14 protein-coding genes are annotated in these 13,480 nt (G+C 67.7%); 7 read left to right on the top strand and 7 right to left on the bottom strand.

Going from position 1 to position 13,480, the window contains the following annotated elements:
* Window positions 1-270: 270 nt before the first annotated feature.
* The 4 genes from AC5WS7_RS01085 (at window position 271) to AC5WS7_RS01070 (ending at window position 3,001) form a co-directional block, all read left to right on the top strand.
* Complete coding sequence (locus AC5WS7_RS01085; protein ID WP_495952426.1) at window positions 271-582, top strand: hypothetical protein; 312 nt, start codon at window positions 271-273, stop codon at window positions 580-582.
* A 52-nt stretch (window positions 583-634) separates the two neighbouring features.
* Window positions 635-1,102 carry a pyridoxamine 5'-phosphate oxidase family protein gene (locus AC5WS7_RS01080; RefSeq protein ID WP_495952425.1) on the top strand — a complete coding sequence of 156 codons (468 nt, stop codon included), beginning with the start codon at window positions 635-637 and terminating at the stop codon, window positions 1,100-1,102.
* Window positions 1,103-1,144: 42 nt separating this feature from the next.
* On the top strand, window positions 1,145-2,218 hold the full coding sequence (locus AC5WS7_RS01075; protein WP_495952424.1) for an aldo/keto reductase: 1,074 nt from the start codon (window positions 1,145-1,147) through the stop codon (window positions 2,216-2,218).
* A gap of 123 nt (window positions 2,219-2,341) precedes the next feature.
* Window positions 2,342-3,001 carry a TetR/AcrR family transcriptional regulator gene (locus AC5WS7_RS01070; RefSeq protein ID WP_495952423.1) on the top strand — a complete coding sequence of 220 codons (660 nt, stop codon included), beginning with the start codon at window positions 2,342-2,344 and terminating at the stop codon, window positions 2,999-3,001.
* Window positions 3,002-3,044: 43 nt separating this feature from the next.
* Here AC5WS7_RS01070 and AC5WS7_RS01065 read toward each other — a convergent pair whose 3' ends face one another.
* From AC5WS7_RS01065 to AC5WS7_RS01035, 7 genes are all read right to left on the bottom strand, one after another.
* Window positions 3,045-3,287 carry a hypothetical protein gene (locus AC5WS7_RS01065; protein ID WP_495952422.1) on the bottom strand — a complete coding sequence of 81 codons (243 nt, stop codon included), beginning with the start codon at window positions 3,285-3,287 and terminating at the stop codon, window positions 3,045-3,047.
* On the bottom strand, window positions 3,284-4,432 hold the full coding sequence (locus AC5WS7_RS01060; RefSeq protein WP_495952421.1) for an amidohydrolase family protein: 1,149 nt from the start codon (window positions 4,430-4,432) through the stop codon (window positions 3,284-3,286). The genes AC5WS7_RS01065 and AC5WS7_RS01060 overlap by 4 nt, the downstream gene beginning before the upstream one ends.
* A gap of 219 nt (window positions 4,433-4,651) precedes the next feature.
* Entirely contained in the window at window positions 4,652-5,902 is a 1,251-nt protein-coding gene (locus AC5WS7_RS01055; protein ID WP_495952420.1) for a cytochrome P450, read from the bottom strand.
* Between the two features lie 110 nt (window positions 5,903-6,012).
* Window positions 6,013-6,990, bottom strand: a complete 978-nt coding sequence (locus AC5WS7_RS01050) for an NADPH:quinone oxidoreductase family protein (RefSeq protein ID WP_495952419.1) — start codon at window positions 6,988-6,990, stop codon at window positions 6,013-6,015.
* On the bottom strand, window positions 6,990-8,192 hold the full coding sequence (locus AC5WS7_RS01045) for an acyl-CoA dehydrogenase family protein (protein WP_495952418.1): 1,203 nt from the start codon (window positions 8,190-8,192) through the stop codon (window positions 6,990-6,992). Before AC5WS7_RS01045 ends, AC5WS7_RS01050 begins: the two co-directional genes overlap by 1 nt.
* A gap of 14 nt (window positions 8,193-8,206) precedes the next feature.
* Complete coding sequence (locus AC5WS7_RS01040) at window positions 8,207-8,974, bottom strand: SDR family NAD(P)-dependent oxidoreductase (RefSeq protein WP_495952417.1); 768 nt, start codon at window positions 8,972-8,974, stop codon at window positions 8,207-8,209.
* Window positions 8,975-8,983: 9 nt separating this feature from the next.
* The gene (locus tag AC5WS7_RS01035; RefSeq protein WP_495952416.1) at window positions 8,984-10,132 is read right to left on the bottom strand and encodes an acyl-CoA dehydrogenase family protein; all 1,149 of its coding nucleotides are present in this window, start codon (window positions 10,130-10,132) and stop codon (window positions 8,984-8,986) included.
* Between the two features lie 205 nt (window positions 10,133-10,337).
* On the opposite strand from AC5WS7_RS01035, the gene AC5WS7_RS01030 reads away from it, so the two are divergent.
* From AC5WS7_RS01030 to AC5WS7_RS01020, 3 genes are read left to right on the top strand one after another with little or no spacing between them, the layout of a single operon-like run.
* Window positions 10,338-11,102 (top strand): crotonase/enoyl-CoA hydratase family protein, encoded by a 765-nt coding sequence (locus tag AC5WS7_RS01030; protein WP_495952415.1) that lies wholly within the window; start codon window positions 10,338-10,340, stop codon window positions 11,100-11,102.
* A 25-nt stretch (window positions 11,103-11,127) separates the two neighbouring features.
* Window positions 11,128-12,318, top strand: coding sequence for a CaiB/BaiF CoA transferase family protein (locus tag AC5WS7_RS01025; protein ID WP_495952414.1), 1,191 nt, complete (start codon window positions 11,128-11,130; stop codon window positions 12,316-12,318).
* Window positions 12,315-13,460 (top strand): thiolase family protein, encoded by a 1,146-nt coding sequence (locus AC5WS7_RS01020; protein ID WP_495952413.1) that lies wholly within the window; start codon window positions 12,315-12,317, stop codon window positions 13,458-13,460. The genes AC5WS7_RS01025 and AC5WS7_RS01020 overlap by 4 nt, the downstream gene beginning before the upstream one ends.
* Window positions 13,461-13,480 lie beyond the last annotated feature (20 nt).

Genomic DNA, 13,480 nt, shown 5'->3' with positions numbered 1-13,480 from the left:
TTCGGATCGGCCGCCGTCATCCGGTGGCACGCCCGCGCGTGTCCGATCGGCGACCAGCCCTCTCGACTCGGCCGCCGCCCGGGCCACAGTAGATAATAGATAGTACTTAATACAAGCACTGTCCCGATGCGCGGGATTTCCGGCTACGGTACCGACCGTATTCCGCGATGATTACCGTACTGCGAACTCGAGACAGAGAAACATCGTGCTGTAGCAGTACACTCTTTTAAGCCCTGCCGAAGACCCGACGAGATACGCGAAGGAAGTTCGATGAAGCCACGCGTGGGACAGACACTCACCAGCACGGTCGACGCGACGACAGTCGTCGTCGTGCGTTGTCCCGACAGCGATCTGGAGATCACCTGCGGCGGCGCGGCCATGGTCGACCCGAAAGCCTCACCTGCCGACGTGGTCGGCGTCCCCGACCCGGCTCGGATGGACGGTTCGCAGTTGGGTAAGCGCTATGCAGACGACGGCGTCGGGCTGGAACTGCTCTGTACCAAGGCCGGACAGGGAACACTGGCCGTGAACGGCATCCCGCTGCCGCTCAAGTCGGCCAAGCCCCTGCCCGCGTCCGATTAGGCCGGCGGACCGAACAACCTCTCCCCCGACCACATCCGACCCGGAAGAGCTTATGCCCGAACAACGACGCGGCCGCTCGATCGCGATGACGGACGCTGAACTCGACACCTTCCTGCGGGACCGCCCCGTCTGCCGGGTGGCCAGTATCGGCCCCGGCGGGGCGCCGCACACCAGTGCGCTGTGGTTCGTCTGGGACGGCGAGGCGCTGTGGCTGTACTCGATCACCCGCAGCCAGCGCTGGACGGACATCACCAGGGATCCTCGCGTCAGTGTCATCGTCGACGACGGCGGCGCGGATTTCCGGTCGCTGTGCGGAGTGGAGTTACGCGGCGCGCTCGAAATGGTCGGTGAGGCGCCGCGCACCGGTGAGCCCGTCGGCGCGCTCACCGTGCCCGAGCGGCTGTTCGCCGAGAAGTACAGCGGCGGAAACGAACTCCGTTACGACGGGCGCCATGCCTGGTTGCGCTTGCGGCCGGAAACCCGTGTCAGCTGGGACTTCTCGAAGATGCGCACCGGATAGCCGCCGGGAAGCGGGCATCGAGAGCCGATTCGAGGAGAGATCATGTTGTACCGCCGCTTCGGCACCACGGGTGTGGAAGTCAGCAGCCAGTGTCTGGGCGCGATGACGTTCGGGAAGATGGGCGACACCGATCCTGAGGACTGCGTCCGGATCGTCGAGCGCGCCTTGGACGCGGGCATCAACTTCATCGATACCGCCGACGTCTACTCCGGTGGTCAGAGCGAACAGATCGTCGGGCGCGCCGTGCGCGCCAGGCGTGAGCAAGTGGTCCTGGCCACCAAGTGCTACTACCCCATGAGCGGGGACCGCAACGACCAGGGCTCCTCCCGGCGCTGGATCGTCCGTGCGGTCGAGGCGAGCCTGCGGCGGCTGGGTACCGATTACATCGACCTGTACCAGATGCACAAGCCGGACTGGGACACCGACCCGGAGGAGACACTGAGCGCGTTGAGCGATCTGGTCCGCCAGGGCAAGGTGCTCTATCTGGGCTCGTCGTCGTTTCCCGCGGACTGGATCGTGGAGTCGCAGTGGGCGGCGGTGCGGCGAAACAGCGAACGGTTCGTGTGCGAGCAGCCGCAGTATTCGATCTTCGCGCGTTCGATCGAAACCTCGATACTTCCTGCCTGCCAACGACACCGGATGTCGGTGATCGCCTGGAGTCCGCTCGCGGGCGGCTGGCTGACCGGCAAATATCGACGCGACGAACAACCTCCGGCCGGGTCGCGCTACGACCCCGACGGCCTGTTCATGTCGGGGCGGACCGTCACGACCGTGGCCGAACGCCGCGATCCCGCGCGATTCGACGCCGTGGACGCGTTGCGCGAGATCGCCGGCCAGGCGGGCCTCACCCCGACCGAGCTGGCGCTGGCGTTCGTCTCCAGCCATCCGGCCATCACGTCCACGATCATCGGACCGCGGACCATGCGTCATCTGGACGACACGCTGGCGGCCGCGGACATACAGCTCACCCCGGACGTTCTCGACGCCATCGACCAGGTGGTGCCACCTGGGACGGATATGCCCGGAATCGACCACTACCTGCGGTTCCCCTCCCTGCAACCGCAGCAGCGTCGCCGTTCCGCCGATCAGCGGACCGGCCTGTCCCGGCAGACTTGAGATCCGGAGTCGCGAAATCGGGCCGCCCGGCCGTCCCCTCCGGGCGGCCCGTTATTTCGACCATCCGTTCTAGTCTGCGTATACTCGCACCCGAGTATCGGCACGCCGACCAGAGGGGATGATGTGGCCCGGCCACCAGGACACGGCCCGCAGTACCAGATCAAGCGAGACGAGATCATCGACACCGCCGCGGCGCTGTTCGCGAAGAACGGGTACGCCGCGACCGGCATCGTCGAGATCGGCGAGACGGTGGGCCTGGCCAAGGGAGCCCTCTACTACTACATCGGCTCCAAGGAGAATCTCCTGATCGAAATCCAGGAGCGAGTCCTCACTCCGCTGCTGGAGATCTCGGCCCGGATCCAGGCCCTGGACGCCGCGCCGACGATCAAACTGCGGCTGCTGTCCGAAGAACTGCTGACCGTGATCTTCGAACGCCTGGACCACATCTGGGTGTACGAGCACGACTACCGGCAGCTGTCCGAGCCCAATCTGGAGAAAATGCTGAAGCGCCGCAGGCAGTTCGAGGAAGTCGTGCGCTCGCTGCTGGTGGCCGCCATGGACGAGGGGGTCTTTCGGGAGGCCGATCCGAGCCTGGCGACGTTGCAGTTCCTCAATATGCACAACCATACGTATCAGTGGGTCAAACCCGGTCAGCAGTGGACCGCGAGCTACCTGTCCCAAACGTATTGCCGCACACTGTTCATCGGCTTCTCCGGTGGCGAGTACGACATCGAGGCGCTCGAGGCCGCGGTCAGGGAACATTCGGCCGCCACGTCGGCCTGATGCCCCGCGGCGCGCTCGGCGCGTCACCACGGGGCGCCGGCCGCTACTGAGAACCGAGCAGATCCGAAGCGGCACTACGCAATGCGCGCAACCGGGATTCGAGCAGCTCCCGCTCGGCCTTGTCGCCGTCCCCCAGATCGCCGAGCCGGGTCTGGACCAGATCGATCTCCTGGACCAGCCGGCCGTGCGCCTCCTCACGGGTCAGCAGGTCCTGTTCGGTCCAGTCCGACCGCTCGGACTCCGGCAGGCGCCCCACAGGGCGCCTGCCCGGCACCGGCGCGCTCATGCCGGAATGTTGTACAGCCGACGAGTGTTCAGCTCGACGATCTTGTGCACCTCGTCATCGGGTACGTCGGCGAGCACCTCGGCCGCGTAGGCCCGGCTCTTGGGCCAGTACGAGTCCGAGTGCGGGTAGTCGCACTCCCAGGTGATGCGGTCGACACCGATGTGGTGGCGCACCTCCACGCCGAACCGGTCGTCGATGAAGCAGCCGTGGAAGTGCTTCTTGAACAGCTCCGACGGGCGCACGTCCTGGTTCAGGTTCTGGTAGAAGCGGTGCCGCTCCCAGGTGTTGTCCATCCGCTCGATCAGGTACGGCATCCAGCCGATACCGCCCTCGGACAAACCGACCTTCAGCTTGGGGAACTTGTGGAACACCTCGGAGAAGATCAGATCCGCGGCCGCGAACATGGAGTTGCAGGCGAACAGCGAGATGGTCACCGCGAACGGCGCTTCCGGCGAGGTCTTGGGCGGGTTGCCCGAGGTGCCGAAGTGCAGGCACAGCGGAATATCGGTCTCCTCGAGCGCCGCGAACACCGGATCCCAGTGCCCGGTGTAGACCGAGGGCAGACCCAGCGGCGTGGTGTACTCGGGGAAGGTGATCGCCTTCGAGCCCTTCGCGGCCACCCGGTAGATCTCGCGCACGCTGGCCTCGACGTCCCACAGCGGCAGCATGCTCAGCGGAATCAGGCGTCCCGCCGGGCCCGCCGGGCACCATTCGTCGAGGACGAAATCGTTCCACGCCTGCACGCACAGCAGGGCCAGATCCTTGTCCTGACCCTCCAGGAACACGGTGCCCGAGAAACGCGGGAAGGACGGGAAGCACAGCGCGCCCCACACACCGTCCAGATCCATATCCCGCAGCCGGGCCTTCGGGTCGTAACAACCCGGGATCATCTCGTCGTAGCGCGTCGGCTCGAGACCGAAGTCCTCGAAATCCTTACCCGCGACCGCGTTGAGGCCGATGTACGGGTAGATCCGGTCCTCGTACTTCCACACCTCGGCGGGAGCCTGCCCCTCGCCGCGTGCCTGCTCGACGATCCGCGGACCGAGTTCGCGGTACTTGGCAGGCAGTCGGTCCGTCCACAGCTTGGGCGGTTCGATCAGATGGTCGTCTGTCGACAGCAGCTTCATATAGGGCTGCAAGGGCATTGGTCTGCTCCCTCGTGATGATCGCGGCGCCTGGGGCAACCGCACTTGGATGCGTTGCTCTGCTCTCGACGCACACTTCGGGCCTGCTGTACGCCGGCACTCGTCCAGTCTATGACCGATGAGGTAATGCGTGCACTGTTAATGTCCCGCTCAATGGAATCCGGCGTGAATACCGGCTCGACGAGCGTCCCTCGATACCATTGAGGAGACTTTTTCCGACTACTCCGAAACCGCCAGCGGCAGCCGCTCGATGCCCACGACACCGCCCGCGTGGATCGGAACGTCGGCGCCGTCGGGAATCCGGTAGTCCGGAATCCGCTCGTGCCACTGATTCAGGGACACCGTCAGTTCCAGACGCGCCAGATGTGATCCGACGCAGCGGTGCGGGCCGAGCGAGAATGCGGTGTGCCGGTTCGGCTTGCGGTCGAAGTCGAATTCCAGCGGGTTCGGGAATTGGCGCGGATCACGTCCCGCGGCTCCGCTGTACAGCAGGATGCGATCGCCTTCCCGCATCCGGACTCCGCCGAACTCCAGATCCCGGGTGACGGTACGGGCGTGATTCACGAAGGAATGCAGTCGCAGGATCTCCTCCACCGCGCTCGGGGCCAGCTCCGGATTCCGGACCAGCTCCGCGCGCACCGGCGGATGTTCGGCGAAATACCGCACGGCCCATCCCAGCGCCGTGGTCACGGTGTCCAGTCCTGCGGAGAACAGCAGGAAGCACACCCGCCGGACCTCGTCCGGGCTGAGCCACTCGCCATCGACCTCGCTGTCGACCAGATCGCTGATCAGGTCGTCGCGACGAGTTCGGGTGCGTTCGGCGATCAACTCCGTCAGATACTCGTTGATCTGCTCGCCCGCCTGCTGCCTGGTCTTCACCCCGGCCTCGGTCGGACGGGTGTGCAGCATCGTGTCGACCCAGCCGACGAACTGCCGGTACTCCGAAGACGGCAGCCCGAGCATCGCGGTGAAGATCAGCGACGGCAGCGGTTCGGCGTATTCGGTCATGAATTCCGTTGTGCCCGTGCCCTTGTCGAGGATCGCATCGATCAGCTGATACGACTGGTCACGGATGGTCTGCTCCAGCGCGGCAATCCGCCGCGGCGAGAACGCCGGATTGATCAACGCGCGGTATCGGGTGTGCTCGGGCGGGTCCAGCGACAGCGGCAGCAGTTCGTTGCCCGCGTACCACTTCGCACCGGGAACACCGATGATCTTGCTCGAGAACAGTTCCGGCTGTTGCAGGATCGCCCGCTGATCCTCCCAGCGCGTGGCCACCCAGAAGCCTTCGTAGACCGGGCTGTACGCGATGGGACATTCCTCCCGCAGCCCATCGAGATAGCCGAACGGATGCGAGAAGGCGCCCGGATCGTTGTGGTGATCGACCCGATGGACGAGTTCGGCCGGTACGTGGCCTGGAACCGGCACCTCCGGGACGTCGAGGTGCGCGCCGGATTCGTTGTAGGACATCGAAACTCCGTTCCGATGCTCGTCCGGCCCGGCGATGTACGCCGGGCCGCCGGGCCGGGTGAGCATCCCGATGGGTTGTTCTCACCGAACGCCGAAACGCCGAACGACGCTCAGCGATCGAGCATGTCGAGCACGACCTTTCCGGTGGTCCGGCGCTGCGCCACCGCGGTCAGCGCGCCGGAGACATCGGTGAGCGGGTGAACCGCGGAGACGTGCGGGCGCATGCCGCCGCGCACCATCTCCGAGAGCGCACGGGTGGCCGCGGCGACCGCCTCGGGGTTGTCCCGGCGCAGCAGACGGATCTCGAAGCCGCGCACGGTCGCGTCCTTGAGCAGGACCAGGTTCAGCGGGATGCGGGGGATCTTGCCGTCCGCGTACCCGACGGTGACGAAACGTCCGCCGTGCCGCAGAGCACGCAGGGCCGCCTCGGAGTAGTCGCCGCCCACCGGATCGATCACCAGATGGACGCCGCCGTCGGACAGCTCGCGCAGGCGGGTCTTGAGATCCTCACTGCTGTAATCGATTCCGGCCACAGCGCCGAGATCGCGGGCGATCGCGAGACGCTCCGGTGAGGACGCGGCCGCGATCACGCGCAGACCCAGCCGGGTCGCGACGTCGACGGTGGCCGAGCCGACCCCGCCGGCCGCGCCCAGTACCGCCACCGTTTCGCCCGCCACCGCCCCGCCGATGGTGACCAGCGAGTGGTACGCGGTGCCGTAGGCGACGTGGAATGCCGCCGCGTGCACCATGTCCAGCCCGTCCGGCACCTCACGCAGCGACTCGACCGGCACCACGATCCGCTCGGCGAACGCGCCGCCCATCGCCGAACCGGCCACCGGGTCACCGACCTTCAGATCGCTGACACCGGGCCCGAGTGCGCACACCTCGCCGGCGAATTCGCTGCCCGGGACGAACGGCAGCGGCAGCGTCACCTGGTACTGGTTCGCCACCATCAGCACATCCGGGAAATTCACCGACGCGGCGTGTATCCGCACCGCGACCTGACCCGGGCCGGGCTCCGGATCGTCCAGTTCGACGACCGAAAGCTTGTCGGGCGCACCGTATTCCGTGCAGTACGCGGCTCTCATCAGGACCTTCCCGTGCTGGGCATCGCCGGGTCGCGTGGCAGACCCAGCACCTGCTCGGCGATCGTGTTGCGCTGGATTTCGGCAGTCCCCGCGCCGATGGTCGAGGCCCGGGTGCGCAGGAATCCCCACACCCAGCGGCCGCGCTGCACCGCATGCGGATCGTGCCGATCCAGAATGCCGTAGCAGCCGAGCAGATCCACCGCGAACTCGTGCAGCTCCTGCTCGAAGGTGACGATGAACAGCCTCGAGGTCGAGGACGCCGGGCCCGGTTCGCCCTTCGCGAGAATGTCGGAGATGGTGCGCATCCCGGTCAACCGCATGATCCGCACCCGCATCTCGAACTCGGCGAACCGATCCCGGATCAGCGGATCCGCGAGCGCTCCCCATTCGCGGGCGAGTTCGATCAACTCGTCCAGCACCCGCCGGTACAGCGCGGCCTGATTCATCGCCCCGGCCGCGCGCTCGTGCCCGAGACTGGTGCGCACCAGCGGCCAGCCGCCGTTCTCGGGCCCGATCCGGTTCGCCACCGGGACCCGCACCTCGTTGAAGAAGATCTCGCAGAAGTGCGCGTCACCGGTGAGGTCGCGCAGCGGGCGCACGGTGACGCCCGGGGCATGCGCGTCGATCAGCAGATAGCTGATCCCCTCCTGACGCGAACCGGGCGGACCGGTGCGGACCAGGGTGAACAGGATGTCCGCGACATCCGCCGCGCTGTTCCACACCTTCTGCCCGTCGACCACGTAGTACGCGTCCGGATCGTCGGGACCGCCGCCCTCGCGACGCGCGGTGGTCCGCAACGCCGGAAGGTCCGAGCCGGCGCCCGGCTCGGAATACCCCTGCGCCCAGACGCTGTCACCGCGCAGCATCGGCCGCAGGAACCGGTCCTTCTGCTCCTCGGTGCCGTACTTGATGATCGTCGGCGCGGCGATGCCCAGCCCGGTGCCCAACGGTCCCGGCACCCGGGCCCGGTTGTACTCCTCCTGGTAGATCACCTGACGAGCGAAACCCAACTCCATGCCGCCGTACCTGCGCGGCCAACTCGGCCCGGCGAATCCGGCGTCGAAAAGCGTTGCCAGCCAATCCTTCTGCCAGGCCAGGCGCTCATCGGCCGCGCGCGGCCGGCGACCGGGCCGGTGCTCGTCGAGGAAGGCGCGCAGCCGGGCCCGGAACTGCTCGTCGGTCTCGGTGGTGTCGGTATTCATCTCGTCGTCCCCACTCAGCGCGGGGCCATGCGGATGGCTCCGTCGAGACGGATCGTCTGGCCGTTGAGGTAGGGGTTCTCCAGCATCTCGACCGCGAGACGGCCGAAGTCGTCGGGCTCACCCAGGCGCTTGGGGTGCGGGACGGTGGCCGCGAGGCTCTCGCGGATGTCCGAACGCAGGCGGCCGAGCATGGGGGTGTCCATGATGCCCGGGGCGATGGTGTTCACCCGGATGTTCCAGCTGGCCAGGTCGCGCGCGGCCACCAGGGTCATCCCGTGCACACCAGCCTTGGCGGCGGTGTAGGAGGTCTGCCCGATCTGACCGTCGAACGCGGCCACCGACGCGGTCAGCACCATCGCGCCACGGTCGCCGTCGACGACCTCGTTGGCGGCCAGCGCCGCCGCGCCCAGGCGCAGCACGTTGTAGGTGCCGACCAGGTTGACGCGGATGACCTCGGCAAAGGTGTCCAGCTCGCCGGGCTTGCGATCCCGGTCGATGATGCGGGTGCGGTCGCCGCCGCGGCCCGCGCAGTGCACCACGAAACGCAGCGGCCCGTGCTCCGCGGCGAGGTCGAGCGCGGCCTGCACACCCTGCTCGTCCGTGACGTCCGCGCGCGCGAACCGTGCCACCGAGCCCAACTCGGCGACCGCCTTCTCGCCCTGCTCCTGCGAGATGTCGGCCAGGACGACCCGGCCGCCACGCTCGATGATCCGGCGTGCAGTGGCCAGGCCCAGGCCGGACGCACCGCCGGTGATCAGTGCCGACGAACCGTCGATTTGCATGCGAACTCCTTATAGTCCGAGGGATTTGCTGACGATGGTCTTGAGAACCTCGCTGGTACCGCCGTAGATGCGGGTCACCCGGGCGTCGGCGTACAGCCGCGCGATCGGCGATTCGAGGATGTAGCCGTAGCCGCCGTGCAACTGCAGGCACCGGTCGATCACCCGGCCCTGCACTTCGGTGCAGAACAGTTTGGTCTTGGCGGCGTCGGCCGGGTCCAGCTCACCGGCGATCAGCGCCGCGATGGCCGAGTCCAGAAGGGCTTGTGCGGCTTCGAGTTCCGTTGACACTGCAGCGAGTTCGAACTTGGTGTTCTGGAAGGACGCGACGGGTTTGCCGAAGGCGATCCGGTCCCGCACGTACGTCAAGGTGAGTTCGATCGCCGCGCGAGTCTGCGCCACCGCGCCGACGGCGATGGCCAGTCGTTCCTGAGCGAGATTGCGGCCGAGGTAGGAGAACGCCGCGCCCTCCTCGCCGAGCCGGTTCTCCACCGGCACGCGAACCTGATCGAAGGACAGCTCGACGGTGTCCTGGGTCGGCAGGCCGATCTTCTCGAGCTTGCGACCCACGGTGAAGCCGGGCATCCCCTTCTCCACCACCATCAGGGTCATGCCCGCGCGGCGGTTGTCCGGGTCGTGTGATGTCCGGGCGGCGACGATGATCAGATCGGCGTGGTAGCCGCCGGTGATGAATGTCTTCGCGCCGTTGAGGATGTAATGGTCGTCCTCGCGCACCGCCTTGGTGGCGATGCCGGCCAGATCCGAGCCCGTGCCCGGCTCGCTCATCGCGATGGCCGTGTACAGCTCCCCCGACGCGATTCCCGGCAACCACCGCTTGCGCTGGGCCTCGTCGGCCAGCCCGAGGAAATAGGGGACCACGACGTCCAGATGGGTGCGCAGGCCGCCGAGGGTCACCCCGGCCCGTGCGGTCTCCTCCTGGATGACGACGTTGTAGCGGTAGTCCCGCTGCCCGCCGCCGCCGTACTCTTCCGGCACCGAGGTGCCGATGATGCCGAGTTCGCCCATGGCGGTGAACAACTCGCGCGGAACCAGGCCCACCTTGCGCCATTCCTCGTACTCCGGTACGACCCGGCGCGTCAGGAAGTCGCGGACCAGACTCCGGAAGTCGTCGTGGTCCTGGGTGAACAACGTGCGACGCATCGATTCTCCTCCCGGCAGGACGCGTGTCACCGGATCGAGCGTCGCGCCGAGATGCGGGACCGCCGTCACCCTACCTTAATTGAGTATACGCTTTTATCGATATTGGATGCTAACTTATGAAGACCCACCTGCAAAGAGTGGCCGGATCATACCGATCAGGAATCTCAATATCACTAGCCGACCGGATCGGCATAAAGGAGGAACAGTGTCCGACGAGGTGCTGCTGGAGCGGCGCGGCCCGGTCATGGTCATCACGATCAACCGCCCCGAGGTCAAGAACGCGCTGAACGGCGCCGTCGGCGCCCAGGTCGCCGCCGCGGTGGACGAACTCGACGAGTCCTCCGAACTGTGGGTCGGCGTGCTGACCGGCGCGGGCGGAACGTTCAGTGCGGGAATGGATCTGAAGGCGTGGCTGCGCGGCGAGAGCCCGGCCATCCCGGGCCGCGGGCTGTGCGGGATCGCCGAGACGCCGCCGCGCAAGCCGCTCATCGGCGCGGTCGAGGGCTGGGCCCTGGCCGGCGGCTTCGAGCTGCTGCTGGCTTGCGATCTCGTGGTGGCCTCGCGCACCGCGCGATTCGGCGTCCCCGAGGTGAAACGTTCGCTGGTCGCCCGTGGTGGCGCCGCGCTGCAACTCCCCCGCCGCGTCCCGTTCGCCATCGCCATGGAACTGCTGCTGACCGGTGAGCCCATCACCGCGGAGCGCGCCGCCGAGGTCGGCCTGATCAACCGGCTCACCGACGAGGGCGGTGCCCTCGCCGGTGCGTTGGAACTGGCCCAGCTCGTCGGCGCCAACGGTCCGCTGGCCGTCGCGGCGACCAAGCAGATCGCGCGTTCGACCGCCGACTGGACGCTCGCGGAGGGCTGGGCGCAGTCGGCCGAGATCGCCGCGCCGGTGTTCGCCTCCGAGGATGCCAAAGAAGGCGCGACGGCGTTCGCCGAGAAGCGCGCGCCGGTCTGGCGGGGTCGCTGATGTCCGGGCGAACGGGAGCGCGATCATGACCACGGGTCCCCTCGCGGGATGCCGGATCGTCGAACTCGGCGGTATCGGTCCCGGACCGTTCGCCGGAATGCTGCTCGCGGATCTCGGCGCGGAGGTCGTGCGCGTCGACCGCCCCGAGCGAATGAGCGAGGCGGACGCGGGCGGCCCGGCCGATGTGGTCAATCGCGGAAAGCGTTCGATCGTCGTCGATCTCAAACATCCCCACGGCGCGGCGACCGTGCTGGGGCTGGTCGATCGCGCCGACGTGCTGATCGAGGGTTTCCGGCCGGGAGTCACCGAACGCCTCGGCATCGGCCCGCACGAATGCCTCGCCCGTAATCCCCGGCTGGTCTACGGCCGGATGACGGGCTGGGGTCAGGACGGGCCGCTGGCGATGGCCGCCGGGCACGATATCGGCTACATCGCGCTGACCGGAGCGCTCGGCGCGATCGGCGATGCCGGTGGGCCGCCGCAGATTCCGCTGAATCTGCTCGGCGACTTCGGCGGCGGCTCCTGCTATCTGGTGATCGGCATCCTCGCGGCACTGCACGCCGCGCAGCGCACCGGTCAGGGTCAGGTGGTGGACGCGGCCATCGTGGACGGCACCACCCATCTGCTGGCGAGCCCGCTTGCCAAACTGGCCCGCGGTGCGTGGACCGACGAACGCGGCGTCAATCAGCTCGACGGCGGATGGCCGTTCTACGCCGTCTACGCGACCAGCGACGGCCGGTACATGGCCGTGGGCGCGCTCGAGGCCAAGTTCTACCGGCAGCTCATCCAACTGCTCGACCTCGACGTCGACCCCGAACGCCAGCACGACCGCTCGACCTGGCCGAAGCTGAGATCCCAACTGGCACAACGGTTCGCCGAGCGGACCCGGGATGAATGGGCCGAACTGTTCGAGGGCACCGACGCCTGCGTCGCGCCGGTCCTCGGGCTCACCGAGGCCGCCCGGCACCCCCATCTGGCCGCCCGCGGCAGTCTGTTGACCCGAGACGGCGTCGTCCAGCCCAACGCCGCGCCCCGGTTCTCGGCTACGCCCGCGACCCCGGGCGCCACGGCGGCGCAGGTCGGTGCGGATACCGCGCAGGTCTTGCGAGACTGGGAAATCGAGAACGCGGACACACTGATCGCCGGCGGAGCAGCGATCCCCGCCCAGGCCCCCAACCGCGAGATGTATTCGCAAGCGAGAGGACAGATTTCATGAGAGAAGCCGTCATAGTCGAGGCCGTGCGCACGCCGATCGGCAAGCGCAACGGCACGCTGGGCCCGGTGCACGCCGCCGATCTGTCGGCCGAGGTGCTCGTCGCCCTCGCCGAACGCACCGGCATCGATCCGGGCACCGTCGACGACGTGATCTGGGGATGCGTCACCCAGATCGGTGATCAGTCCAGCAATATCGGACGTTTCGCGGTGCTCGCGGCGGGGTGGCCCGAACATGTTCCCGGCGTCACGATCAACCGGGCCTGCGGGTCGAGCCAGCAAGCGATCGACCAGGCCGCGCACGCGGTCATGGCCGGACAGCTCGACCTGGTCGTCGCGGGCGGCGTGGAGACGATGACCCGCGTCCCGCTCGGCTCGCACCGCACCACCGGCCAGCCCTACGGCCCGAAGGCGCTGGCGCGCTACGGCAACGTCGAGTTCAGCCAGGGCATCGGCGCGGAACTGATCTCCGAGCGCTGGGGTTTCAGCCGCACCCAGCTCGATGAGTTCTCCTCCCGGTCTCATGCCAAGGCCGCCGCCGCGATCGATGCGGGCGTCTTCGACGATCACGTCGTCCCGGTGGATGTCGAGGGTACGAAGTTCACCGTCGACGAGGGTCTGCGCCGCGGCACGTCCGTGGAGACACTCGCCAAGCTGAAGCCGTCGTTCAAGCCCGACGGTCTCATCCATGCCGGTAACTCCTCGCAGATCGCGGACGGCGCTGCCGCGCTGCTGATCACCACGCCCGAACGCGCCGCGCAGCTCGGCCTGACGCCGATCGCGCGATACCACAGTGGCGCGGTCAGCGGCGCCGACCCGGTCATGATGCTCACCGGACCGATCCCCGCCACCGAGAAGGTGCTGCGGCGGGCCGGGCTGAGCATCGACGATATCGGCGTTTTCGAGGTCAACGAGGCGTTCGCGCCGGTTCCCCTGGCCTGGCTGGCGGAAACCGGGGCCGATCCGGAGCGAGTCAACCCGCTCGGCGGCGCGATCGGCGTCGGCCATCCACTCGGCGCGTCGGGTGCCATCCTGATGACCCGGTTGCTGGCGCAGATGCGGCGGCAGGGCCTGCGCTACGGCCTGCAGACGATGTGCGAGGGCGGCGGCACCGCCAACGCGACCATCCTCGAATTGCTGTCCTGAACAACCGGTTTCGCGCGAGG

The sequence above is a fragment of the Nocardia sp. PLKS1-43 genome (genome assembly GCF_059510335.1).
The sequence above is the reverse complement of the archived record's forward strand: the minus strand, read 5'-3'. Positions and strand labels throughout refer to the sequence as shown.